Source organism: Nocardia cyriacigeorgica GUH-2 (assembly GCF_000284035.1).
Lineage (GTDB): Bacteria > Actinomycetota > Actinomycetes > Mycobacteriales > Mycobacteriaceae > Nocardia > Nocardia cyriacigeorgica_B.
Genome location: NC_016887.1, coordinates 664501 through 688308, shown reverse-complemented (window position 1 = coordinate 688308; position 23808 = coordinate 664501). Strand labels below are relative to the sequence as shown.

20 protein-coding genes and 4 tRNA genes are annotated in these 23808 nt (G+C 67.8%); 8 read left to right on the top strand and 16 right to left on the bottom strand.

What is annotated here, in order from left to right; genetic code table 11:
* Positions 1–53: 53 nt before the first annotated feature.
* The 4 genes from NOCYR_RS03255 to NOCYR_RS03240 all read right to left on the bottom strand — a co-directional run bounded on the left by NOCYR_RS03255 (position 54) and on the right by NOCYR_RS03240 (position 4873).
* Positions 54–581, bottom strand: a complete 528-nt coding sequence (locus NOCYR_RS03255; RefSeq protein ID WP_014348928.1) for an LppU/SCO3897 family protein — start codon at positions 579–581, stop codon at positions 54–56.
* Positions 582–971: 390 nt separating this feature from the next.
* Complete coding sequence (locus tag NOCYR_RS03250; protein ID WP_014348927.1) at positions 972–2378, bottom strand: M1 family metallopeptidase; 1407 nt, start codon at positions 2376–2378, stop codon at positions 972–974.
* 127 nt (positions 2379–2505) lie between these two features.
* Entirely contained in the window at positions 2506–3174 is a 669-nt protein-coding gene (locus NOCYR_RS03245) for a DUF3239 domain-containing protein (protein ID WP_014348926.1), read from the bottom strand.
* A gap of 40 nt (positions 3175–3214) precedes the next feature.
* Entirely contained in the window at positions 3215–4873 is a 1659-nt protein-coding gene (locus NOCYR_RS03240) for a DNA repair helicase XPB (protein ID WP_014348925.1), read from the bottom strand.
* Between the two features lie 156 nt (positions 4874–5029).
* Here NOCYR_RS03240 and NOCYR_RS03235 point away from each other — a divergent pair, with 156 nt between their 5' ends.
* Positions 5030–5674 (top strand): LysE family translocator, encoded by a 645-nt coding sequence (locus tag NOCYR_RS03235; RefSeq protein WP_014348924.1) that lies wholly within the window; start codon positions 5030–5032, stop codon positions 5672–5674.
* A gap of 120 nt (positions 5675–5794) precedes the next feature.
* Here the strand turns inward: NOCYR_RS03235 and NOCYR_RS03230 are convergent, their stop codons facing one another.
* Positions 5795–6973: a pyridoxal phosphate-dependent aminotransferase gene (locus NOCYR_RS03230; protein WP_014348923.1), complete on the bottom strand. Its 1179-nt coding sequence runs from the start codon at positions 6971–6973 to the stop codon at positions 5795–5797.
* A 200-nt stretch (positions 6974–7173) separates the two neighbouring features.
* Here NOCYR_RS03230 and NOCYR_RS03225 point away from each other — a divergent pair, with 200 nt between their 5' ends.
* Positions 7174–7377, top strand: coding sequence for a hypothetical protein (locus NOCYR_RS03225; RefSeq protein WP_014348922.1), 204 nt, complete (start codon positions 7174–7176; stop codon positions 7375–7377).
* A gap of 49 nt (positions 7378–7426) precedes the next feature.
* On the opposite strand, the gene NOCYR_RS03220 is transcribed toward NOCYR_RS03225, so the two are convergent.
* Positions 7427–8350: a sigma-70 family RNA polymerase sigma factor gene (locus tag NOCYR_RS03220; protein ID WP_048832709.1), complete on the bottom strand. Its 924-nt coding sequence runs from the start codon at positions 8348–8350 to the stop codon at positions 7427–7429.
* A gap of 108 nt (positions 8351–8458) precedes the next feature.
* Here NOCYR_RS03220 and NOCYR_RS03215 point away from each other — a divergent pair, with 108 nt between their 5' ends.
* Positions 8459–9109, top strand: a complete 651-nt coding sequence (locus NOCYR_RS03215) for a GNAT family N-acetyltransferase (protein WP_014348920.1) — start codon at positions 8459–8461, stop codon at positions 9107–9109.
* Between the two features lie 123 nt (positions 9110–9232).
* Positions 9233–9769, top strand: coding sequence for a class I SAM-dependent methyltransferase (locus tag NOCYR_RS03210; protein ID WP_014348919.1), 537 nt, complete (start codon positions 9233–9235; stop codon positions 9767–9769).
* 30 nt (positions 9770–9799) lie between these two features.
* Here NOCYR_RS03210 and NOCYR_RS03205 read toward each other — a convergent pair whose 3' ends face one another.
* The 3 genes from NOCYR_RS03205 to NOCYR_RS03195 form a co-directional block, all read right to left on the bottom strand.
* The gene (locus tag NOCYR_RS03205; RefSeq protein ID WP_014348918.1) at positions 9800–10891 is read right to left on the bottom strand and encodes a 3-deoxy-7-phosphoheptulonate synthase; all 1092 of its coding nucleotides are present in this window, start codon (positions 10889–10891) and stop codon (positions 9800–9802) included.
* A 254-nt stretch (positions 10892–11145) separates the two neighbouring features.
* On the bottom strand, positions 11146–11616 hold the full coding sequence (locus NOCYR_RS03200; protein WP_014348917.1) for a carboxymuconolactone decarboxylase family protein: 471 nt from the start codon (positions 11614–11616) through the stop codon (positions 11146–11148).
* An 89-nt stretch (positions 11617–11705) separates the two neighbouring features.
* Positions 11706–12587: an oxidoreductase gene (locus tag NOCYR_RS03195; protein WP_014348916.1), complete on the bottom strand. Its 882-nt coding sequence runs from the start codon at positions 12585–12587 to the stop codon at positions 11706–11708.
* 138 nt (positions 12588–12725) lie between these two features.
* Here NOCYR_RS03195 and NOCYR_RS03190 point away from each other — a divergent pair, with 138 nt between their 5' ends.
* On the top strand, positions 12726–14366 hold the full coding sequence (locus NOCYR_RS03190) for a (2,3-dihydroxybenzoyl)adenylate synthase (RefSeq protein ID WP_014348915.1): 1641 nt from the start codon (positions 12726–12728) through the stop codon (positions 14364–14366).
* A 74-nt stretch (positions 14367–14440) separates the two neighbouring features.
* On the opposite strand, the gene NOCYR_RS03185 is transcribed toward NOCYR_RS03190, so the two are convergent.
* Positions 14441–15754 carry a salicylate synthase gene (locus NOCYR_RS03185; RefSeq protein ID WP_014348914.1) on the bottom strand — a complete coding sequence of 438 codons (1314 nt, stop codon included), beginning with the start codon at positions 15752–15754 and terminating at the stop codon, positions 14441–14443.
* 175 nt (positions 15755–15929) lie between these two features.
* Here NOCYR_RS03185 and NOCYR_RS03180 point away from each other — a divergent pair, with 175 nt between their 5' ends.
* Both NOCYR_RS03180 and NOCYR_RS03175 read left to right on the top strand, forming a co-directional pair.
* Positions 15930–18383, top strand: coding sequence for a glycerol-3-phosphate 1-O-acyltransferase (locus NOCYR_RS03180; protein ID WP_014348913.1), 2454 nt, complete (start codon positions 15930–15932; stop codon positions 18381–18383).
* A complete protein-coding gene (locus tag NOCYR_RS03175) occupies positions 18383–19849 on the top strand; it encodes an HAD-IB family hydrolase (RefSeq protein WP_014348912.1) in 1467 nt (488 codons plus the stop codon). Before NOCYR_RS03180 ends, NOCYR_RS03175 begins: the two co-directional genes overlap by 1 nt.
* Here the strand turns inward: NOCYR_RS03175 and NOCYR_RS03170 are convergent, their stop codons facing one another.
* From NOCYR_RS03170 to NOCYR_RS03145, 6 genes are all read right to left on the bottom strand, one after another.
* Positions 19850–20569 (bottom strand): polyprenol monophosphomannose synthase, encoded by a 720-nt coding sequence (locus NOCYR_RS03170; protein WP_218582357.1) that lies wholly within the window; start codon positions 20567–20569, stop codon positions 19850–19852. It lies immediately after the preceding gene.
* A 179-nt stretch (positions 20570–20748) separates the two neighbouring features.
* Complete coding sequence (locus NOCYR_RS03165) at positions 20749–20931, bottom strand: hypothetical protein (protein WP_048833881.1); 183 nt, start codon at positions 20929–20931, stop codon at positions 20749–20751.
* A gap of 304 nt (positions 20932–21235) precedes the next feature.
* Positions 21236–21309 (bottom strand) — tRNA-Phe (locus NOCYR_RS03160).
* Between the two features lie 58 nt (positions 21310–21367).
* Positions 21368–21441, bottom strand: a tRNA-Asp gene (locus tag NOCYR_RS03155).
* A gap of 30 nt (positions 21442–21471) precedes the next feature.
* Positions 21472–21544: transfer RNA gene (locus NOCYR_RS03150), tRNA-Glu, on the bottom strand.
* Between the two features lie 95 nt (positions 21545–21639).
* On the bottom strand, positions 21640–22305 hold the full coding sequence (locus tag NOCYR_RS03145; RefSeq protein WP_048832707.1) for a TetR/AcrR family transcriptional regulator: 666 nt from the start codon (positions 22303–22305) through the stop codon (positions 21640–21642).
* Between the two features lie 769 nt (positions 22306–23074).
* On the opposite strand from NOCYR_RS03145, the gene NOCYR_RS03140 reads away from it, so the two are divergent.
* Positions 23075–23147: transfer RNA gene (locus NOCYR_RS03140), tRNA-Lys, on the top strand.
* The last annotated feature ends 661 nt before the right edge of the window (positions 23148–23808 follow it).

Here is a 23808-nt window from a genome sequence, read left to right as displayed (position 1 = left end):
ACAAACAGCGAGGGCCGTGCCGGGATGGCACGGCCCTGCTGGAAATACGCGGATCAAGCCTTGGGGTCGCCCAGGCAGAAGGTGGTCTTGGGATCGGCCACCGTGATGAACTTGTTGGCGTCCGCGCCGCACAGCAGCTCGTCGACCTCACCATCGATGCGCTGGATCACCCGGAAGCTCGCTTCCGGGGAGGCGCAGTCGGCGAAGCTGTAGCCGGAGAGCATGCTGTCGGCGTAGCAGCTGCCCTGCTTGAAATTGGGCGCCAGGCACAGGAACGCGGTGGTTCCGCCGTTGAGGGTCTCCTCGTAGGAGGTGTAGTCCTCGGCGCATTCGGTCTTGGTGTCGTGGGTCTGAACGACCTTGTAGACGGCCTTGTCCGATGAGCAATCCACCGGCTCGGTCTCGGAGTCGACCGCCGAACTGCTGATGACGTTGATGCAGTCGCCGACCTCGGACTTCGCCGTGTCGGACTTGCCCGCGTCTTCGAACATCGAACAGCCGGTCACCGCAACCGCCAGCGCGACCGCTGCGACGAAGGCGAGCATGATGCGCGCCAGCAGCCGCGTTCCTGGGAACTTCACGTGAAAACCTCTCTCACCGAAGCGTTCACTGGATCATGAACGCGCGGGTGAGGATACCCGCACGATCACGACGACCGCATCTGGTCGGAGCACAGTACCGAGGCTCAGTAGATGCTGGAGAAGCCCAGAATCGACAAGGCGAGGATGCTCGGGAGAAGCCGGCCGAGCATTTGGAAACCGAAATAATTCACCAGTAGTGCCTTCCACATTCCGCCCACGTAATGGACGTACGTCCAATCCGAACACTGAGTCGGTGCCGGATGGCGCGTTGTTACGCCTCACGAGTATGGCCCGGCCACCCGATCGCCGCGACCGCTGCGATCACCCCCGCTGAGCTCAATATTCCTGCCTGCCAGTGACTCTGCTCACACAGTGGCGTGTGTGCGCCACTCAGGTCCTGAGGTCACCGGGGTACAGGTACTCGTCCGCGGGCGGGGCGGCCTGATCGAGCCATGCGGCGAAGAAACCGCTCAGATCGGTACCGGACTTCGACTGCATGAATTCGCGGAACTGCGGCATCGAGGCATTGCCGTAGGCATGGACGGTGACGAACTCGCGCAGCGCGGCGAAGAAGACGTCATCGCCGAGTTGCTTGCGCAGCGCGTGCAGGAACAGCGGCCCGCGGTAGTAGACCGAGGTGAATTCGTTTCCGGCGCCGGGGTTTTGCAGTGGGATGTCCCAGAAATGCGGCATGGATGCCGCCTCCGCGATGGTCGCGCGATACATCGCGTCGACGTCGGCGCCTTCCATCCGTTCCGGCCACAGATAGTCGGCGGTGTAGCTGGCGAGGCATTCGTTGAGGCAGATATCGGCCCAGCTGTACACCGACACCGAATCGCCCCACCACTGGTGCGCGATCTCGTGCACCACGGTCTGCAGGTCGGTCCACGGCGCGTAGATCGGGCGGGTCTGGGTTTCCAGCGAGAACGACAGCTCGGCATCGACGTAGATGCCGCCGGAGGTATCGAACGGGTATGGGCCGTACAGGGATTCGGTGAAATCGAGGATCTCCGGCAGGCGCTGTTCGTGCTCGCGGTTGTCGGCGGCGCCGGGGGCGAAGGCGCTCAGCAGCGGGGTGCCGTTGGCGCGGCGCTGTTCGAGATAGGTGAACTTGTCGATGGCGATGGTGGTGAGGTAGCCGAGGATGGGCTGGCGCGCCTCCCAGCTCACCGTCCGCGAGCCGTCGCGGACCTCGTCGCGGGTGCGGATGCCGTTGGAGACCACCTCCCATTCGGCCGGGACGGTGGCGTGCAAGGTGAAGGTGGCCTTGTCGCGCGGGGTGTCGTTGAGCGGGTACCAGCTGGTGGCCGAATGCGGCTCACCCGCGACGAAGGCGCCGCCGCTGGGCGCGAAGGTCCAGCCCGAGTCTTCCCCGTCGACCGCCGGGCCCGCATACTCGACCGTCACCGTGAACGGCAGTCCGGGCAGCAGCGGAAGCCAGGGCCGCACGGTCAGTTCGTGCTCGCCGTGGCGCTCGAATCCGGCGGGGATGTTGTTGACCGTGACCCGCTGCACCGGCGGCCCGGCGAAATCCAGATTGAATGCGGTCAGCGCCTGCGTGGCGGTGGCGTCGATGCGGGTGGAGCCGGTGAGCTGCCGGGAGATCGGCTCGTAGCCGATCCCGACCTCGTAATGGCGCACGTCGTAGCCGCCGTTGCCGTCCAGCGGATAGTACGGATCGCCCAGCCCCGGCGACCCGGCCAGCGGATCGTTCGCCGACTGCGCGCCCGCCGGGCCCGCGAGCCCGAACACCAGCGCCGCCGCCACCGCGACGACCGACCAGCCGGACAACCTCATACGAACCCACACCCCTCGTTCGACAGCATCCGGTACCGGCGCACCGGCCCCGATGGATGGTAGTCGCCTCGACCGCCGCTGCGGCCGACGCCGCCGACTCGCCGGGGCCGCGACCATCCGCGGCCGCTCAGGAGCCGAGGTCGCCGGGTAGGTGCTGGGGGTCGAGCAGCAAACGTTTGGCGGAGCTACGGCGGACCTTGTCAGCGAGGGCGAGGTTGTCCGACAGCAGCCGCCACTCCACCTCGCTGATCGCGGCGCGGGCCCGTTCGATGACGCCGCCGTCGCGAGTGCCCCAGGCGATGGGCATGGCATTGACGCTCTGGCGCAGCTCACCGACGGCCCGCGAGGTGCGATCGCCGCGCACCGCGATCGAGGGCACCCGCTCGCCGGTCTTGGCTTCATGACCCGGCAGCGCTCGCACCTTGCGCACCACCAGGGCGTAGCGGGTCTCGCCGGCCTCCGGGCGGCCGAGGTTCACCAGCGCGAGCAGCACCATCCCGCTCGGGTAGGTGTGCGAGACGACGGCCGGGACCAGTTCACCTTCGGCGTACAGCCGGTCGATGCGGGAGCGCCGCGGCGCCCACAGCGCCACCCACAGCGCAGTGACCGCACCCAGCGCCGACGCCACCGCCAGCAGATAGGACCAGGGATGGTTCAACCACACCAGGTAGTCGGTGACGGCCGCCGCGACGGCGGCGGCGATCACCGCGCTGATGCGCAACCGGCGCAGATCCGCGACAACTTCGTTGACCGCATGGGCATGGCTGCGGTCCACCACGAATTCGAAGCGTCGCACGTCTCATTCCTAGCACAGGTTGTGGAGGTGGGGCCTCCGCTTATCCGATGGCCGGTCCCAGCAAGTCGTCAGCATCGGTAATGCGATAGGCATACCCCTGTTCGGCCAGGAAACGCTGCCGATGCGCGGCGTACTCCGCATCGAGCGTGTCGCGCGCGACGACCGAATAGAAATGCGCCTGTCCCCCGTCCTGCTTCGGGCGCAGCAGCCGGCCGAGTCGCTGCGCCTCCTCCTGCCTGGACCCGAAGGTACCCGAAACCTGCACCGCGACCGAGGCTTCGGGCAGGTCGATGGAGAAGTTCGCGACCTTGCTCACCACCAGCACCGGAATCTCGCCGCGCCGGAACGACTCGAACAGTGCTTCGCGCTCTTTGGTTTTCGTCGAACCCTGGATGACCGGCGCGTCCAGGGCGGCGCCCAGCTCCTCCAGTTGCTCGAGATAGGCGCCGATCACCAGCGTGGGCGCGTCCTTGTGCTTGGCCAGGATGGATTCGACGACCGCGATCTTGGTGTGCGCGGTGGAGCAGAGCTTGTAGCGCTCCTCCGGTTCGGCGGTGGCGTAGGCCATGCGCTCGGCGTCGGTGAGCGTCACCCGCACCTCGATGCAGTCGGCCGGCGCGATCCAGCCCTGCGCCTCGATGTCCTTCCACGGCGCGTCGTAGCGTTTCGGGCCGATCAGGGAGAACACGTCGCCCTCGCGGCCGTCCTCGCGCACCAGGGTGGCGGTGAGCCCGAGCCGGCGCCGCGATTGCAGATCGGCGGTCATCCGGAACACCGGCGCGGGCAGCAGATGCACCTCGTCGTAGATGACCAGGCCCCAGTCGCGGCTGTCGAACAGTTCCAGATGCTTGTATTCGCCCTTGGTGCGCCGGGTGATCACCTGGTAGGTGGCGATGGTGACCGGACGGATCTCCTTGCGTTCACCGGAGTACTCGCCGATCTCGTCCTCGGTGAGCGAGGTGCGCGCCAGCAGCTCGCGCCGCCACTGCCGGCCGGCGACGGTGTTGGTGACCAGGATCAAGGTGGTGGCCTTGGCCCGGGCCATGGCGGCCGCGCCGACCATCGTCTTGCCCGCACCACACGGCAGCACCACCACACCGGAGCCGCCGGCCCAGAAGGAATCGGCGGCCATCTCCTGATAGTCGCGCAGATGCCAGGCCCCGCCGGTGTAGTCGAGCTCGATCGGATGCGCCTCGCCGTCGACGTAACCGGCCAGGTCCTCGGCGGGCCAGCCGATCTTGAGCAACATCTGTTTGATGTGGCCGCGTTCGGACGGATGCACGATCACCGTGTCGTCGTCGATGCGCTCACCCAGCATCGGCGCGATCTTCTTGTGCCGCAGCACCTCCTCGAGCACCGCGCGGTCCAGGCTCACCAGGGTGAGCCCATGCGCCGGATGCTTCACCAGCTGCAACCGGCCGTAACGGGCCATGGTGTCGACGACGTCGACCAGCAGCGGCTGCGGCACCGCGTACCGGGAGAAGCTCACCAGCGCGTCGACCACCTGTTCGGCGTCGTGCCCGGCGGCGCGGGCGTTCCACAACGCCAGCGGCGTGACCCGATAGGTGTGCACATGCTCGGGCGCGCGCTCCAACTCGGCGAAGGGCGCGATGGCCTGACGCGCCGCGTCGGCCAATTCGTGATCGACCTCCAGCAGCAGCGTCTTGTCACTCTGAACGATTAGTGGGCCTTCGGCCACCGGTGCCTCCTGTGCTCTGCTCCCACCCATTGTTCCCGAACCCACCGACACCACCCCGGCGACGACGCTACTCCCCCTGGTCACCGGCGGTGACGGGTCCACCGGCACCGAACTGGACCGAGACGGACCACCGCCGCGCACGCGAAGATCGACGACATGATCGAGACTGCGGCGATGACGGGCGTGGCGGCGGCCGCGCTGGGCATGGTGCTCACCCCCGGCCCCAACATGATGTACCTGGTGTCGCGGACCGTGTCGCAGGGCCGCCGCGCCGGGCTGGTGTCGCTGACCGGCGTCGCGGCCGGGTTCGGGGTGTATCTGCTGGCCGCGGTCGTGGGCATCACGGCGGTGTTCGCGGTGGTCCCGGGGCTGTACCTGGCGCTGAAGCTGGCCGGTGCCGCCTATCTGCTGTGGCTGGCCTGGCAGGCGCTGCGGCCCGGCGGTGTGTCGGTGTTCACGCCGGCCGCGCTGCCCGCCGATCCGGTGCGGCGGCTGTTCACCATGGGCTTGGTCACCAATCTGCTGAATCCGAAGATCGCCATCATGTACATGGCGTTGATCCCGCAGTTCGTGCATCCCGGGGCGGCGCCGGTGTGGCTGCAGAGTCTGTGCCTCGGTGCGATCCAGATCGGCGTCGCGTTGACGGTGAACGCATTGATCGTGCTGGGTGCCGGGCAGGTCGCGGCGTTCTTCACCGGGCGGCCGGTGTGGTTGCGGATGCAGCGCTACCTCATGGGGACCGTACTGGCGGGAATCGCGGCGGTCGTCGCTACCGACCGAGCGCGGCCGATGCCTGCCTGACGCTCCGCTCGGGACGCAGCACCGGTCGGTGCCGCCAGGTACCGGCCGATGCTCGCGCCCGGACGGTTCTTGTCCGGTGGAGACCTTCGAGCGGGTTCAGCCTCGCGTCGAGGGCTCGCCTCAGCCGATGGGCGCGCCGACGCGCAGGCGCCGCACTCCTTCATCCAGCGTCTCGTCGCGCTTACAGAAAGTGAAGCGCACCAAGTGCTTCCACTCTTCGGGATGGTCGGTGAAGACGCTGACCGGGACCGCGACGACGCCGAGCCGGGTCGGCAGCTCGCGGCAGAACGCGAGGCCGTCGGTGGCGCCGAAGGGCCGGATATCGCCGCAGACGAAGTAGCCGCCGGCGCTGGAGTAGACGTGGAAGCCGGTGTCGGCCAGGGCGGATGACAGACGCAATCGCCGGTCCGACAGCGAGGTTCGCAGTGCCGCGACCCAGTCGAGTTCCGCGGTCAGCGCGTGCGCGACCGCAGGCTGGAACGGGCCGCCCGCCACAAAGGTCATGAACTGTTTGGCGGCGAGCACACCGTCGATCAATTCCGGTGCGGCGCAGACCCAACCGGTCTTCCACCCGGTGACGCTGAAGGTCTTGGCCGCACTCGACACCACCAGCGTCCGCTCCCGCATCCCCGGCAGCGTGGCCAGGCTGATGTGTTCGGCGCCGTCGAAGACCAGGTGCTCGTAGACCTCGTCGGCCAGCACCAGCAGATCGTGCTCGCAAGCCAGTTCGGCGATCGCGGTGAGATCGGCGCGGTCGAGCACGGCGCCGGTGGGGTTGTGTGGCGAATTCACCATGATCATCCGGGTTTTCGGGGTGATCGCGGCGCGCAGGGTGTCGATGTCCAGGACGAAGCGATCGCCGTCGGCGACGAGCCGGGCGGTGCGCCGGTGCGCGCCCGCGAGCGCCACGGCGGCGGCATAGGAGTCGTAGTACGGCTCGATCAGCACCACCTCTTGATCCGGCTCCACCAGTCCGAGCACGGCCGCGCTGATCGCCTCGGTCGCGCCGACAGTCACCAGCACCTCGGTGTCCGGGTCGTATTCGGTGCCGTAGCGGCGGGCTCGGTCGGCGGCGATGGCCCGGCGCAGCATCGGCATGCCGCGACCCGGCGGGTACTGGTTGAGCCCGTCGGCAATGGCCTGCCTGGCCACCTCCAGCATGCCCGCGGGACCGTCGGAGTCGGGGAAGCCCTGACCGAGGTTGATCGCGTCGTGCCGGACGGCGAGTTCGGTCATCTCGGCGAAGATCGTGGCGCCGAGGGGCCGCAGGCGGGCGACGGTCTGGGGGTGCTGGCGCATAGCTGCCAGGCTAGAGCGCGGCGGAATCCCGCCAGAATTAGCCCGGGAATCGCTATCGTTGCCACCAGATAGCGAACAGCTATGTTTCACATTTCTTTTCCCATCTCTACCTGCATGGTTGTGCGTTTTCCCATAGGCAGCTAGCCTCGCCGTGTTCTATTTCACAGCCCGCCTCGGCGGGTATCTCGAAAGGGGCGTCTATGGCCTCATACCTCGACCTGATAGCGAATCCGGCCGCGTCGGAGGTCGCCGGATTCCTAGTGGGTCGGCTTCGCGACGTGGCCGAAGAGCTGATCGCAGGCTTCGGTTCCTCCACCCCCGACTGGGGCCTGGGGTCATCGACCGGCGACCACAGCACCGGTTCCTCGACCGGTGACTGGTTCACCGGCTCGGCCACGCCGTAGCGCAAGAACCCGCCGGGCCGGGATGCGCGGCCCGGCCCGGCGGGGGCGCTCAGCTCACCCGGATACCCGTGAGTTTGTCCGGATTGGCGATATCGTAAGTGCCCCAGACCAATCCATCGCGCACCGTGAACCCGACGACCCGGCGCGGCGTCCCCGGATAGCGCCCCTCCCCCGCCCGCTCGGGCACCAGCGCACCGAGCTGGCCGTTGACCGACACGATCTGCATACTGCGCAGGAACTCCTCGCCGACATCGACCATGCCGTACTTGTGCAGCAGCCCGACGAAGAACCGGGCGATCTTGTCCGCTCCGTGCAGCACATTGACCGCCGTGGCCGTGGTGCCGTTGGCATCGCCGATCATCACCGCGTCCGGATGCAGCGCCGCCGTCACCGCCTGCACATCCCCCGACATCAAGGCCTCGAGCAGGCGCTGCACCGCGGCGGTGTGATCGTCGTCGGTGACCGGCTCCGGCGCCCGCGAGACCGACTTGCGGGCGCGCACCGCCAGCTGACGGGCCGCGTCGGGAGTGATCTCCAGGATCTCGGCGATCTCGTCGAAGGGCACCGAAAGCCCGTCGTGCAGCACGAAAGCCACCCGCTGGGCCGGGGTCAGCGAATCCAGCACCACCATGGCGGCCAGGCGGAATTCCTGCCTGCGCACCACCGCTTCCAGCGGATCGGGCGCACTCGACGAGCCGAGCCCGGTGACCACCGGCTCCGGCAGCCACTGCCCGACATAGCTTTCCCGGCGCACCGCCGCACTGCGCAAGCGGTCCAGGCAGATTCGGCTCACCACCGTCGTCAGCCAGGCCCGCAGATCCTCGATCTCGGACTGCCGGGCCCCCGCCAGCCGCAGCCAGCTCTCTTGCACCGCGTCCTCGGCATCGGCCACGCTGCCGGTCAATCGGTAGCCGACCGACAGCAGATGCGACCGATGCGATTCGAACAGGTCTGCGAGCAATGCGGCTACCACCAGTCGGAGTCTACGGACCGCGACGGACCGTGGATCATCCACCCGCACCGCCCTCACCCACCGGAAAACCCGGTGAACCGACCGGCGGGTCCGTGCCACCATGAGCCGATGGAAGACCGCGTGCTCACCGATGGAATCGTCTGGTTGTCGCGGCCTCGCGCGGCCGATATCGACACCATCACCGCACTGTGCCAGGAGCCCTCCATCGGCGAATGGGTGACGATCCCGGTGCCGTATCGCCGCACTGCAGCGGAAGGCTTCCTCACCGACATCGCCGACGCCGGCTGGGCGAACCGCAGCCCGGTATGGGCGATCCGCGAAGACGAGAACAAGCCGGTCCTCGGCATGATCGGATTGGAAGACCGCGGCACGTCGGCCGCCGAGATCGGGTTTTGGCTGGGATCGAGATACCGGGGCATGGGGCTGATGTCGCGGGCCGTGCGCCTGGTCTGCGATTTCGGTCTGGCCGGCGAGGGCATGGGCTTGGTGCGGATCAGCTGGCACGCCTTCGTCGGCAACTACGCCTCGGCAGCAGTAGTGCGCCGCAATGGATTCCACTACGAGGGCATGACCAGGCTCGGCAGCGTGCAGCGCGGGGTCCGGCGGGACAGCTGGATGGCGGCGCGGCTGGCGACCGATCCGGCCGAACCTGCCGCCGACTGGCCCGCGCATACCTTCGCCGAGTCGGCGCCGGAAGCTTCCCGCACGGCCGAACGCTGCGAAACAACGCGAGCCGTGGACCTCGTCTCCGACGAGTAATTCCACGGCCCACTTCCAACCCCACCTCGATGGGGCGGCGACGCCATCACGGTACGGGAATTCTCGCCTTGCTCACAGTCGGTTCGGCCCGTCGAGGCGAGGGACGGCGTATTTTCACCCCGTATGGCCCACGATGCGCGTTTCCTGTGGTTCCGGGAGATCATCGATCCCGCCCCGGCGCACCGGCTACTCGAGATCGGCCCCGGGTCCAGTGATTCGCTCGCGGTATTGGCCGAGCCGCTCGATACCGGGTTCATCGTCGGGATCGACCGGTCCGCGACCGCCCTGCAGCGCGCGGCGAAACGGCATGCGGCGCTGATCGCATCCGGGCGAGTGCGGGTGCGGCAGCTCGCGCTCGAGGAGTTGACCCGCGAGCAGGTGGACGAGCTGGCGCCGGGGGGATTCGACAAGATCCTCGCGGTGAATGTGAATGTGTTCTGGACCCGCGATCCCGCCGACGAGCTGGCGGTCCTGCGCGGGTCCCTGGCGCCCGGCGGTGCGCTGCACCTGTTCTACGGCTACGGCGAACCCGGTGATCGCACCTCGCGAGCGCTCGCACCGACGCCGCGCAATCTGACCGACCATCTGACCGGGGCGGGGTTCGACGTCGGCACGGTCACCTCGGGTGAGCTGCTCGGCGTCATCGCCACGCCCCGGTAGATCGTCGCGATCACCGGCAGCCTCGGAACTTCAGCGCTCGCGACGGCGGGCGACGGCCTCGGCCAGCCTGTCCAACTGCGCGGCGGTGGTGTTCCAGTCGATGCAGGCATCGGTGATGGACTGGCCGTAGGTGAGGTCCTCGGCGTGGCCGAGGGTCAGGTCCTGGCGGCCGGCCTCGATGAAGCTCTCCAGCATCACGCCGACCACGCCCTGCTCACCGGCGGCGAGCCGGTCGGCGATATCAGTGACCACGTCGACCTGCTTGTTATGGTCCTTGTTGCTGTTGCCGTGGCTGGCGTCGACGACGATGCGCTTGGGCAGCGACGCCTTCTCCAGCCGCAGGCAGGCCTCGGCCACCGAGGCGGCGTCGTAGTTCGGGCCGGTGCTGCCGCCGCGCAGGATGACGTGGCAGTCCGGGTTGCCGGTGGTGCGGATCAGCGCCGAACGCCCGTCCAGATCGGTGCCGGGGAACACGTGGCTGGCGGCAGCGGCGCGCACACCGTCGACGGCGACCTGCACGTCACCGTCGGTGCCGTTCTTGATGCCGACCGGCATCGACAGCGCACTGCTCAGCTGACGATGCACCTGGCTGGCCGCGGTGCGGGCGCCGATGGCGCCGTAGGAGACCAGGTCCGCGATGTACTGCGGGGTGATCGGGTCGAGGAACTCACACGCCACCGGAAGTCCGAGCGCGGTGATGTCGGTGAGCAGCTTGCGGCCGATGCCCAGGCCGGTGTTGACGTCGAAGCTGCCGTCCAGGTGCGGATCGTTGATCAGGCCCTTCCAGCCGAGGGTGGTGCGCGGCTTCTCGAAGTACACCCGCATCACCACGTGCAGCCGGTCGTCCAGTTCGGCGGCCTTGGCGGCCAGGCGGCGCGCGTAGTCGAGGGCGGCGGCCGGGTCGTGCACCGAGCACGGTCCGACGATCACCATCAGGCGGTCGTCGTCGCCGTTGAGCACGTCGACGGTGGCCTTGCGGCCGGCGCGGACGGTGTCGGCGAGTTCGTCGGTGATGGCGTGCACGAGGCGCACCTCGGCGGGCGAACGCAACGGGCTGACGCTGAGGGTGCGCTGATCGTCGAGATCGGAGTGCCGTGAATCGACGTCTACTGCGGTGGTCATCGTGGGATTGGTTCCTTATCTCCAGGCCGACCCACGGTGGTGAACCCCGTCGAGCCGGTCATCATCCGGCTCGGGGTGGGAATGTGGTCAGCGCGCGCGGTTGCCGCAGACCGGCCCACCCAGGGCCGGCTTGCTAAACCAGAAATACACGCGCTGCACGGAAGGCACGCTACCACGCGATGAACGCCGGGTGCCGGGCCGGGCGGTGTGAGGTGGACCGTTGTGATCAGCCCCACACCCGCCCGGGCCATCGCTCAGCCGAGCGATCCCGGCACATAGCTGCCCGCCGGGGTGTGGGCGATGGCGTTCATCCGGTTCCACGCGTTGATCGCCGCGATGGCCGCGATGAGGCCGCCGATCTGGTTGTCGTCATAGTACTTCCGCACCAGCTCCCAGGTCTGCTCGCTGACGCCACCGCCGTCGGCGACGCGGGTGGCCTCTTCGGTGAGGGCGAGGGCGGCGCGCTCCTCGTCGGTGAACACCGTGGCCTCACGCCAGGCGGCGACCAGGTTGATCCGGGTCGGGTCTTCACCGGCGTGCGCGGCGTCCTTGGTGTGCATATCGACGCAGAAGCTGCATCCGTTGATCTGGCTGGCGCGGATCTTGACCAGTTCGTGGGTGGCCGGTGCGAGGCCGGAGTCGTTGACCACCTTGCCTGCGGTCACCAGACGCTTGGCGAAGCTGGCGGCGATCGGGTTGGCGTAGAGGTTCAGACGCGGTTCCATTGTCGGTGCCCTTTCGGTGAATTCGTTGGCTTCACCGAGACGACGACGCGGCACCGGGCAGGTGTGACAGCAGCCGATAGTGAGCTGAGTCACACCGAGAAGTCGTAGCGCACCCCGGTCAGCTTCTCCGACAGTTCCCACAGGCCACGGGCGGTTTCCTGATCCTTGGAACGCTTGCTCGAGCCCACTCGGCCCGGATGCCCGCGCATCCCGCGAAAGCCCTTGGGGCCGTAGTAGCCGCCGGGTTCGACGCCCTCGGCGGTGGCGGCGTACAGCTCGGGCAGCGCACCCATCTCGGCGCTCTGCGCGAACAGCCGATTGCCCAGCGCCATCACGATGTCCTGCACGGACTCGGTGTGCGACTGGAGTTCGGTGGCCGCGTAACCGGGATGGGCGGCCACCGACAGCTTCGACCAGCCGGCCGCGGTCAGTTTGCGTTGCAGTTCGTAGGCGAACAGCAGGTTGGCCAGTTTGGCCTGGCCGTAGGCCTGCCAGCGGCGGTATTTGCGGCGCTGCCAGTTGAGGTCGTCGAGATCGATGACGCCCAGGTTGTGCATATCGCTCGACACCGTGACGATGCGGTCGGAGATTCGCCCGAGCAGCAGGCCGGTGAGGGCGAAGTGCCCGAGATGATTCGTGCCGATCTGCATTTCGAAGCCGTCGGCGGTGCGGGCGTACGGCACGGCCATCACGCCCGCGTTGTTGATGAGCACATCGACCCGATCGACGGAGTCGGCGAATTCGCGCACCGAGGACAGGTCGGCGAGATCGAGCCTGCGCACCTCGGCCAGCGGTCCGATGTCATCGGCGACCGCCTTGCCCTTGTCCACATTGCGGCAGGCCAGCACCACCCGGGCACCGGCGCCGGCCAGGGCCCGTGCGGCCACGGCGCCGAGGCCACTGTTGGCGCCGGTGACGATGACGGTCCGGCCCTGCTGATCGGGAATGTCGGCGACGCTCCAGCCACTCATGGGGCGAGTCTACGGCGAAGTCCCCGGTCCGTCCCCGGAACGACATCTGCCTGAGATAGGGTTGCCTTACCTACATAACTGAACCAGATTCGCGCACCTGTATCCCGATACCGCCCTTTTCCCGTTTGTGAGGCAGACGTGAGTTCCACTTCCACCGCATCCGGCACCCACCGCGATGGCTATGTGCCGTTTTCCGAGGCCGAGGCCGAGCAGTACCGCGCCGCCGGATACTGGTCCGGGCGCACGCTCGACGGCCTGTTGCGCGACACCGCCCGGCAGCATCCCGCCCGCACCGCGCTGATCGGCGAGCGCCCGCTCAGCTACGCCGAGCTCGACGCCGAAGCCGAGCGGATGGCGCACGGCCTGCTCGCGCTCGGGCTGGAACCGGGCGACCGGGTGGTGGTTCAGCTGCCCAATGTCGCCGAATTCCTGACCGTGCTGTTCGGTGTGCTACGCGCCGGCATCATCCCGGTGCTCACCCTGCCCGCGCACCGCCGCGCCGAGATCGAACATCTGGCCACCCTGTCCGGCGCGGTCGCGTACGTGATCGCCGATCAGGCAGGCGATTTCGACTATCGCGAGCTGGCCGCCACGGTCCGCGCGAACGTGCCGAGCCTGCGTCATGTGCTCGTGCTCGGCGACCCGGGCGAATTCACCGCCTTGGATTCGATTCCGGCGCAGGGCGATACCCGTGCGGCCGGCGGCGCGAGCCTGCCCGAGATCGATCCGTCCGATATCGCACTGATGCTCGTCTCCGGCGGCACCACCGGGCTGCCCAAGCTGATCGCCCGCACCCACGACGACTACGTCTACAACGCGACGGCGAGCGCGCAGGTCTGCGAACTCACCTCAGACGACGTCTACCTGGCGACGCTGCCCGCCGCGCACAACTTCCCGCTGGCTTGCCCCGGCATCCTCGGCACCGTCAGCGTCGGCGGGGCGGTGGCCTTCGTCGCGGATCCGAGCCCGGAGAACGCCTTCGCCGTCATCGAGACCCATCGCGTGACGGTGACGGCGGTGGTCCCGCCGCTGGCCCAGCTGTGGTGCGCGGCCGTGGAATGGGAGGAACCCGACCTGAGTTCGCTGCGCCTGCTCCAGGTGGGCGGGGCGAAGCTGGCCGAGGTCAATGCCCGCGAGGTGGCGCCCGCCTTGGGCGTGCGGTTGCAGCAGGTGTTCGGCATGGCCGAGGGGCTGCTCAACTTCACCCGGCTCGACGATTCCGATGAGCTCATCTGCACCACCCAGGGCCGTCCGCTCTCCCCCGCCGACATCGTGCGCGTGGTCGACGCCGAGGGCAACGACGTGGCGCCGGGCGAGGAAGGTGAGCTGCTCACCAAGGGTCCGTACACGATTCGCGGGTACTACCGCGCGCCCGAGCACAATGCCCGGGCCTTCACTCCCGACGGGTTCTACCGCAGCGGCGACCTGGTGCGGAAGCTGCCCAGCGGGCATCTGGTGGTCTCCGGCCGGATCAAGGACGTCATCAATCGCGGCGGCGAGAACATCTCCTGCGACGAACTCGAGGAACACCTGCTGGCCCATCCGGCAGTCCGGCACGCGGCCGCCGTCGGCCTGCCCGATCCGAGTCTCGGCGAGAAGGTCTGCGCGGTGCTGGTGGTGCACGGGGAGATGCCGACGCTGGTGCAGATCAAGACCTTCCTCACCGAACGCGGCCTGGCCACCTACAAACTGCCCGACGTGCTGCGTCAGGCCGAGAGCCTGCCGGTGACGGCGGTCGGCAAGATCGACAAGAAGGCGTTGCAGGCCGCCGAGGGCTGAGCGCCCAGCACGACGAGAAAGGCCGTGCGGTTGTGTTTCCCACAACCGCACGGCCTTCGACGTTGTCGGTACTCCTACGCCTTGACGACGTACGGCGCGATGCTGCCGAGCTTCTCGCAGGTCTCCTCGAACTCACGCTCGGGCCGCGACTGCCCGACCACACCCGCGCCCGCGCGCAGCCAGGCACCCTCGGTGGTCTGATACACCGCACGCAGCACCAGCGTCGCCTCCAGCGCACCGGTGGGCGAGACGGTCACCACCGCACCGGAATACAGCCCGCGCGGATCATGATCGAGCCGGAACACCGAATCGACACCGGCCTTCTTCGGGATACCGGAGGCGGTCACCGACGGGAACAGCACCTCCAGCGCGTCCCAGCTGGAGCGGTCGGCGGCCAGCCTGCCGCGCACGGTGGAGGCCAGATGCTGCACGCTGCCGCGTTCGCGCACCGCCATGAAATCCGACACCGCGGGCGTGCCCGGGTCGGCGACCGCGGCGATTTCGGCGAAGGAGGTCTGCACCGAGATCGCGTGCTCGACGATCTCCTTGGGATCGGCCAGCAGATCGGCGCGCGCGGCCAGGTCGATCTGGTCACCGAGGCCGAAAGCCCGGGTACCGGCGAGCGGTTCGGTGGTGACGACCCGGTCGTCGTCGACCGAAGCGACCAGTTCGGGACTGAAGCCTGCGGCCTCGAGCCCGCCCAGGCGCAGCAGGAACGAGCGCGCCGGGGTGTTGTGCGCGCGGCCGAGCCGGTAGGTGGCCGGAACGTCGACGGCGAAAGGCAGATCGACCTTCCGCGACAGGATGACCTTCTGGTACTGCCCGGCATTGATCTCGGCGATGGCCTCGGCCACCCGGCCCTGATAGCCGGTCGGATCGACGCGGATATCGACCGGATGCGGAATCGGCAGCTCCAGCCCCTGCGATCCGGCGATCAGCTCGTGGATGACGTCGGCCTCGGCGTCGGTGGCGCCGTTGATCCGCACACCGGCCTCGCCGACGACGACCTCGATCCGCGGAATCATCAGGTGCACCAGCGAGGTTCGCGGGGTCAGGTGCTCGGTCGCACCCAGCGACCAGGCGCAGAATTCGAAGCCGATCCAGCCGTAGGCATTGCGGCCCTCCAGCGGCAGCGTGCCGAGCGCACGGTCGACCACGGCGGCCGGGCTACCCTCCCACGCGCTCGCGGTGGTCTCGCCGTTCCAGCCGACGCGCAATTCCTGCACGTCCAGTTCGACGGTGCCGATCGGGTCCGCGGCGAAGACCCACTCCCCCGGGCGTTCGTACATGACGAACTCGCCGAACCGTTCATCGGCCGCCAGCCGGGACATCGCTGCCGCCGGATCGGTCACATACTCAACGCGCGAGCGCTCGTCCGTGGTCGACAACGATCCTCCAAGGTTATGCTGACCTAACTTCGGTAGGTAAGGTTAGCATTACCTGTACCGGGCGATACTGTGCCCGCGACCACAACGGGGAAGCGACTCTCGGTCCGGAGTTCCTGCGCGGATCCCGTCGGCGGGCTTGAATAGGGGGATCGTCGTTTCAGCGGAGGGACCACACATGATCGATCGCGGCGACGCACCGGCGCACAGCGCGGAGCAGCCGGCCATCGGCTCGGTGGTGGCGCTGGTGGACGCGAGTTCCCGAGTCGAACGCGAATTGATCGGCGCCTGGCTGGCCGACGGCGGCATCGCCGCGGAGCTGGGCACCGACGCGCCCGTCACCCAGATCGACCTCGACGCCGGCGCCATCGCCGACCGGTTGACCGGCCGCACCGACGATCCGCTGGTGGTTCCGGTGCGGGTGCTGTGGCTGCCGCCCGAACGTGAAGGCGTGCGGCGCACCACCTTCGCCGATCTGGTCACGCTGACCAATCCGCGGCAACCGCACCGGCTGGCCCAGCGCAGGCTGGTCCGCCGCGAACCGGACCGGCATGTGGTGCTCACCGGCCGCCCGGCCCGGCTCAGCGAGCTGCGCGCCAACAACCCCGAGGCGGCGGCGCTGGACATCGCCGGTACCTCGGAGCCGTTCGCGCGGGCGATCCTGCGCGCGGGCGTGCTCGCGCTGGAACGCGCCGAACGCACCGTCATCGGCGATCGCTACAAGGTGCCGCGCCTGGTGGCCGAGGAGATCCTGGATTCGCCCGACTTCCTGCGCAGGCTCGACCTCATCGCCGACCGGATCGGCGCCAGCAGGCACGAGGTGTATCGCCGGGCCGAGAAGGCGTTGCGTGAGCTGGTCGCCGCGCAGAGCAGGCTGGTGTCGGACCTGTTCACCCAGGCCATGCGTCCCGTGCACGCCTCCACCTGGAAAGTCGACTGCGACGAATCCGGGCTCGACGCCCTGCGCGACCTCAACCGGCGCTACCCGCTGGTGTTCCTGCCCTCGCACCGCTCCTACGTCGACGCCTTCGTCCTCGGTGATGTGCTCGCCCGCAACGATTTCCCGCCTAACCACGTTATCGGCGGGGCCAATCTGCGGTTCTGGCCGATGGGGCCGATCGCCCGGCGCACCGGCACCATCTTCATCCGGCGCAGCTTCGGCGACGACGAGGTCTACAAGGCCGTCGTCGAGGAGTACTTCGGCTATCTGCTGGCCAAACGCTTCAACCTGGAGTGGTACTTCGAGGGCGGCCGCACCCGCACCGGCAAACTGCGGCCACCGCGCTACGGCCTGCTCAACTATCTGGCGGCCGCGGTGCGCTGGAACCGCATCGACGACGTGATGCTGGTGCCGGTGTCGATCACCTACGAGCGGCTCAACGAGCTCGGCGCCATCGCCAGCGAACAATCCGGCGGCAAGAAGAAGCCCGAGGGTCTGGCCTGGCTGGCCAGATATGTGCGCAGCCAGCAGCATTCGGCCGGCCACGTCTACGTGCGGTTCGGCGCGCCGCTCTCGGCCCGGGAGCGGCTGGCCGCGCACGGTGATCCGCTCACCGCGCCGCCGCTGTCGATTCCGCTGCATCGCGCCGACGGGACCGCGCCGCCCATCATCGACGCCGGCGACGAGGTGGGCGAGCTGGAACGGAAAGCGGTGCAGCGGCTGGCATTCGAGATCGCGGTCGGGATCAACGAGGTCACCCCGATCACCGTCAACGCACTGGCCACCCTCGCCCTGCTCGGCGTGCACGAACGCGCGCTCACCCTGCGCGAGGTCCGCGATCTGCTGGCCCCGGTGCTCGACTACATCGAGCGCCGCGATCTGCCGAGCGGTGAGGTCGGCGCGCTGCGCGAGGAGCAGAGCCTCGAGGTGGTGCTGGAACAGTTGTCGCTGGCCAAGGTGGTCACCGTGTATCGCGGCGGGCTCGAGCCGGTGTATTCGATCGAATCCGGGGCCTACCTGGAGGCGGCGTTCTATCGCAACAGCGCCGTGCACTGGTTCGTCAACCGCGCGATCGTGGAACTGTCGATTCTGGCGGCGGTCGACAAGGCCACTCAGGACGTCGACGACGGCGTCGACACCGACCCGTTGCGCACCGGCTGGGAAGAGGCGTTCCGCCTGCGGGATCTGCTCAAGTTCGAATTCTTCTTCCCCGAACGCAACGAGTTCTCCGAGCAGCTGACCGCCGAGATGCTGCTCATCGACCCGGAGTGGAATCACCGCACCCGAGACACCCTGAGCGTGGAGATCCTGGCCCAGCTCACCGCCTCCGGCTTCATGATGGCCCACCGGGTGCTGCGTTCGTTCTTCGACGCGCAGCTGGTGGTGGCCGAACGGCTGGCCGATCGCGGTGACGCGGCGATCGAGGATCGCAAGCAGTTCATCGACGAATGCGTCGCGGTGGGTAAGCAGATGATGTTGCAGCAGCGGTTGCACAGCCCGGAATCCATTTCGACCGAATTGTTCACCAGCGCGCTCAAACTCGCCGCCAATTACGATCTGGTCGAGCCGGACGACACGGCCGATCTGGCCGCGCGCCGGGCCGAATTCGCCGAATGGCTACGGGTGATCGGCATCCGGATCTCGCGCGCGGCGGCACTGGATCCGTCCAACCTTCCGGTATCGGAGCGATAGTGGGCAGCGAAGAACACTACGAAGCACTGGAACTGGACGCCGCGCATTCCGATATGGACTCGGTGCTGACGGCGATCCGGGTGGGTCCACAGGGACCTGCGGTCGCCGCGATATTCGAGCTGGGCGGTGTGGTGGTCGACGATCTCGCATCGGCGTCAGCGAAACGGGGGCCGTCGCGGCGCCGGGACGACGAGGTGGCGGGATGGCTGCTCGACAGCATCCGCGACCATCCCGACGAAGGTTCCTTCGGTCGCTTTCTGCACAGCGCGACCCGACTGCTCGCCGGGCGCACCGAAACCGAGCTCGACGAGCTCGGCACCCGGCTGTTCAAGAGCACCCTCTACGGCCGCATCCATCCGGAAGCGTGGCGGCTGATCCGGGCGCATCGAGCGGCCGGGCACACGGTGGTCCTGGTCTCGGCCGGGCCGCGCTTCGCCGTCGAACCGGTGGCGGCGGCGCTGGGTATCGAGCACACCCTGTGCACCCGGATGGCCGCCGATGACGGGGTGCTGACCGGATATACCGAGGGGCGCACCCTGTGGCGTTCGGGCAAGACCGAGGCGATTCGCGAGTTCGCGGCCGCGTCCGGGATCGAGCTACGCAACAGCTTCGCCTACATGGAGAATTCCGCCGACCTGACCACGCTGGAGTCGGTCGGGTTTCCGATCGCGGTGGATCCCGACCCCGGGCTGGCGGTGATCTGCGCGGAACGGGACTGGCCTGCGCTGACGTTTCGCCCCCGGAATCCCTCGCGCCCGGCCGATATCGTCCGGACCATCGCCGGATTCGCCGCGCTGATCGCCGGCGCGATCGGCGGCGTGCTCATCAAGTCCTATACCCGCGACCGCAGGCGGATGGCCGACGCCCTGATGAAATTCGGCACCGGTGCCACGCTGCGCACCACTGGTGTGCGGTTGCGGGTCACCGGTGCGCACAATGCCCGCTCACCGCGCCCGGCGGTGTTCGTCTTCAATCATCAGAGCCAGTACGACGTGATCATCGTCCCGGCCGTGCTCGGCGGCGGGGTCACCGGCATCGGCAAGAAGGAGCTGACGAAGAATCCGGTGTTCGGGCCGCTGATGCGGTTCGTCGGGGTCACCTTCATCGACCGCGCCGACACCGCTCGCGCCAAGGCGTCGCTGGAACCGGTCGTGCACACATTGCGCGACGGGCTATCGATCGCGGTGGCGCCGGAGGGCACCCGCTCCTTCACACCCGAGGTCGGGCCGTTCAAGAAGGGCGCCTTCCATATCGCGATCCAGGCGGGGGTGCCGGTGATCCCGGTGGTGATCCGCAATGCCGGCGAGGTGTCCTGGCGCGATTCGATGGTGGTGCGGCCGGGTGTGGTGGATGTGGCGGTGCTGGATCCGATCGACGTCAGCGGGTGGGATCCGGCGAATATGCATGACGAGGTGGAGCGGGTGCGTCAGCTGTTCATCGACACGCTGCTCGACTGGCCGGAGTAGTTAGACCGCGCGGCCGAAGAGCAGCTTCCACGGCATGAGCGCCGATTCCAGCTGCACCTTGAGGCTCATCTTGGAAGCACCGAGAGTGCGCTCCTCGAAACGGATGGGCACCTCGGCGATGGTGATGCCCTTCTTGACGGTGCGGTAGTTCATCTCGACCTGGAACGAGTAACCGTTGCTGCGGATCGAGGCGACGTCGATGGCGCGCAGGGTGTCGGCCTTCCAGGCCTTGAAGCCCGCGGTGGCGTCCTTGACGCCCAGGCGCAGGATCAGGTTCACGTAGAAATTCGCCCAGGCCGACAGCGCCTTGCGGTACCACTTCCACTCCTCGGCGGTGGAGCCGCCGGGCACATAGCGGGAGCCGAGCACGACGCCGGCGTCGGTGCTGGTCAGTTTCTCCAGCATGGCCGGGATGACCTCGGCGGGGTGGGACAGGTCGGCGTCCATCTGGATCACCACGTCGGCGCCTTCGTCGAGGGCGCGGGTGATGCCGGCGATGTAGGCGCGGCCCAGGCCGTCCTTCTCGGTGCGGTGCAGCACGCCCACGACGTTGGGGAGTTCGGCGGCGAGCTTGTCGGCGACCTCACCGGTGCCGTCGGGCGAGTTGTCGTCCACGACGAGCACGTGCAGGTCGGCCACCGGTAGCGCGGTCAGCCGTTCCACCGCGACGGGCAGATTTTCGCGCTCGTTGTAGGTCGGCACAACAACGGTAACCCTCAAGGGTCGCCCTCCCTGCTCACCTGGTCGCGCCCGGGAACCCGTACGCAGGCCGCGAGCGATCGTCTGATTTCTCGTGAACGGTAGCTGATCCGCCTCCCCGCGAATTCAGCGCACCAGACCCACACTCTGCCATCTCACCGCGCCGGACGCACATCCGGTGATCTTGCGAACACTCTCGTTCACTCCCCCTCCCGCCACTGCCGGTCCCGCGCATCCTCGGCCCTGTTGCGCTCCCGCACGATCTCCAACGCCCGCTCCGCCGTCGCCTGATCCGGAAACGGCCCGAGCCGATCCGCGAACCAACACCGTTTCCCCTGCTCGGCCCGCTTGTGCTTGAGGCAGTAATACCAGGAATCAGCCATACCCCAGCTTCCCACCGTGTCGAGCGGCGAACACGGAATTCGCCGATCCAGCCTGTGCATCGACGACGCCCAGGACTCGACCAAGAAGTCGGACAACCGATACCCGACGGAACCGGGGCAGCATATGGCCAGGAGGAGAGCGGACAAGAGAGCCCGAGGGAACGAAATCAAAGACGCAACCGACCACAGGGGGGTCCGGGGGGCGAAGCCCCGCCGGGCGGGGATAGGGGGTTGCACCCCCTCAAATAAATAGACCCTCCGCCATTCGCGAGCGCTTTTCGCGAGCATGACGGAGGGCGGAGGGTGGCCAGGGCCGGGATCGAACCGGCGACCTTCCGCTTTTCAGGCGGACGCTCGTACCAACTGAGCTACCTGGCCGCAGGCACCCGAACGGAATGCCATACGTGAAACGCCGGATTGCTCCGGCGTTTACTTGCGACCCTGACGGGACTCGAACCCGCGACCTCCGCCGTGACAGGGCGGCGCGCTAACCAACTGCGCCACAGGGCCTTGCTCTACTGCTTCACAGTCCGAAGACTGTACCCCCTACGGGATTCGAACCCGCGCTACCGCCTTGAAAGGGCGGCGTCCTAGGCCGCTAGACGAAGGGGGCTCGTCCCGGATTTCTCCGGACCGGCTTTACAACGGCTGTCCGTTGGGAGCTCGCATAGCTTATGACAAGGTTGCGAGGTTTCCCAAACCGGCTGGTCAGAGCGCTAAACCGAGCTCTTCCAGGCGAGCGCCCGCACGCCAGCCCTCGCGGCGGAATCGTTCCACCCATTCCGGGGTGGACATGGACTCGATCACCACCTCGAGTGCCTCCTGGAAGCGCGAGCGCAGATCGACGCCGTTGCCGAACAGGTCGATGAAGTAGCGCTGGCCGGCCAGCGCGGCCGCGAGGGTGCGGGCGAAGCGGTCGGGGTCGGCGTCGGCGCGCAGCTGCCCCTGTTCGATGGCGCGCACGGCGAGGGCGCGGGTGGCGCGCGCGATGATGCGGCCGCCGCCGTTGGGGACCTCGCGGTAGAAGTCGGGCTCGATGATGAGCCGGAACTCGGCCTGCACGATGATGTCGTGCTCGAGCCGCAGCGCGATCTCGTCGAGCATGCCGTGCATGACGTCGAGCGGACCGAGATCGGTGCGCGCCAGCCAGCGATCGGCGGAGAACCGGTATCGATCCAGTGCGGTATCGAGGACCGCTCGGGCCAGGTCTTCCTTGGAATCGAAATGGAAGTACATGGCGCCCTTGGTGGCTCGCGATCCTTCCAGTATGCGGTTGAGCGATGCGGCGGCGTAGCCGCTCTTACCGAACTCAACGGCGGCAGACCTGATTATCGCCGCACGTGTCCGGCGGGCCCGCTCTTGCTGCCGTGCCATCTTCGAAACGCCTCCGAAGCCTTATGGAGCCCAAGGGGTTCCACCCCGGCGGGCTCCTTCGCTGCCAAGGCGAGCCCGAATGGAAACAGGCCATTGGCGCGAAGTTATGAGTTTTATCAACACTTACAACAGGGTTTTCGCCCCGAATACAGACTTTTGGTACGAAAACTAGGCGAGAAACCCGAAACACACCGACTGGTATAATTTTCCTGCCCGGGTGCGCCGCAGGGGGTGCGCATCCGGGCCTTTTCGTCGTCGCGCTTTCCGTCGTCCCCGATTTGCCTCCTGGCGGCGTCAACTCATGGGAAGCCCCGAATTCACCGATTCGCCACGGTACCCGGAATTGTCACCCGACACGCGGCAAACCGTAAGAGTGAGGTTGCCGGACCGGCCGGCACCGGCCACAGCTAACATCACGCAACAACTAGGATGGACCGGCGCACACCGAATCGGCAAGCGACACAGCGTCGTTGACGAATTCGGCTACCGTGTTCCGTACCCGGAATCCATTACACCCGGCACCGCCGCCGACATCGACCGCCCAGCGCACGCGGATATCCAAACTCCTTGGTATGCAACATGTTTGAATGATATCCCGACCCTCGAACGGCAGCCAAGGCCGCCCTTACCGACCCCCGCAACCCCCCGCGACACCAACCCCGCCCACCAGCCGCACCACCACCCCCGAGCCGCCCTGCCCCGCCCCCGGCGACTCACCACCGGCCCCGGTTACGAGAAACCAGGCTTGCCCATTACACTTGCCAACCGCGCCCCTATAGCTCAGTTGGTAGAGCTACGGACTTTTAATCCGCAGGTCCCAGGTTCGAGCCCTGGTGGGGGCACCGCACGGGCGTCCGGTTCAGCATCGGGCGCCCGAGGTGTTTCCGGGGTGAATCCGTCCGCTGCACCCGGTTCCGTGCCGCTCGGCGGGCATGGCGAGGTAGCCGGCCGGGTTACGCGCCCGCGCCAGGACCAGCCCCGCCGGGTGTTGCCGCCGAGCCGGCACGGGCGAAGACGCGGGCAGCCACGGGGCAGATCCGCCGAGGCGCGGCGCAGCAGGCCCGGCAGATCGGACGACTTGCGGACGAGTGGCCGCCGGCGACCGAGGACCGGCCGGGGCATATATAGGACGCGAACAACAAGAACGGCAGCGCCGCGACCCCGAGACCGGCACCAGGCGGCAAACACCGAAGTCGTCCACCGGATGGTGTGTGAGGAAACTCATAAACTGCGGCCGGTCATTCGAATCCGGAGTGATGGACTTGCTCGAGATTTTCGAGGCCTGATCGCGGGCAGCTAGGCACGCCCGCGCTGGTCGTCCGGTCGAAACTCGCGGAATTAGTTGCGACATGGCGCGTTCGGCGAAAGGCGGCTACCGTCACTACTCCGATTCACGAAAGGGCCGCAGTATGCCAACGGGGGGGTACAACGCCGGCGCGGCGACGGGTAGCAGGTCGACCACGTTCCATTCGTCCACAGACACCACCCATACAGCCGCCGGCC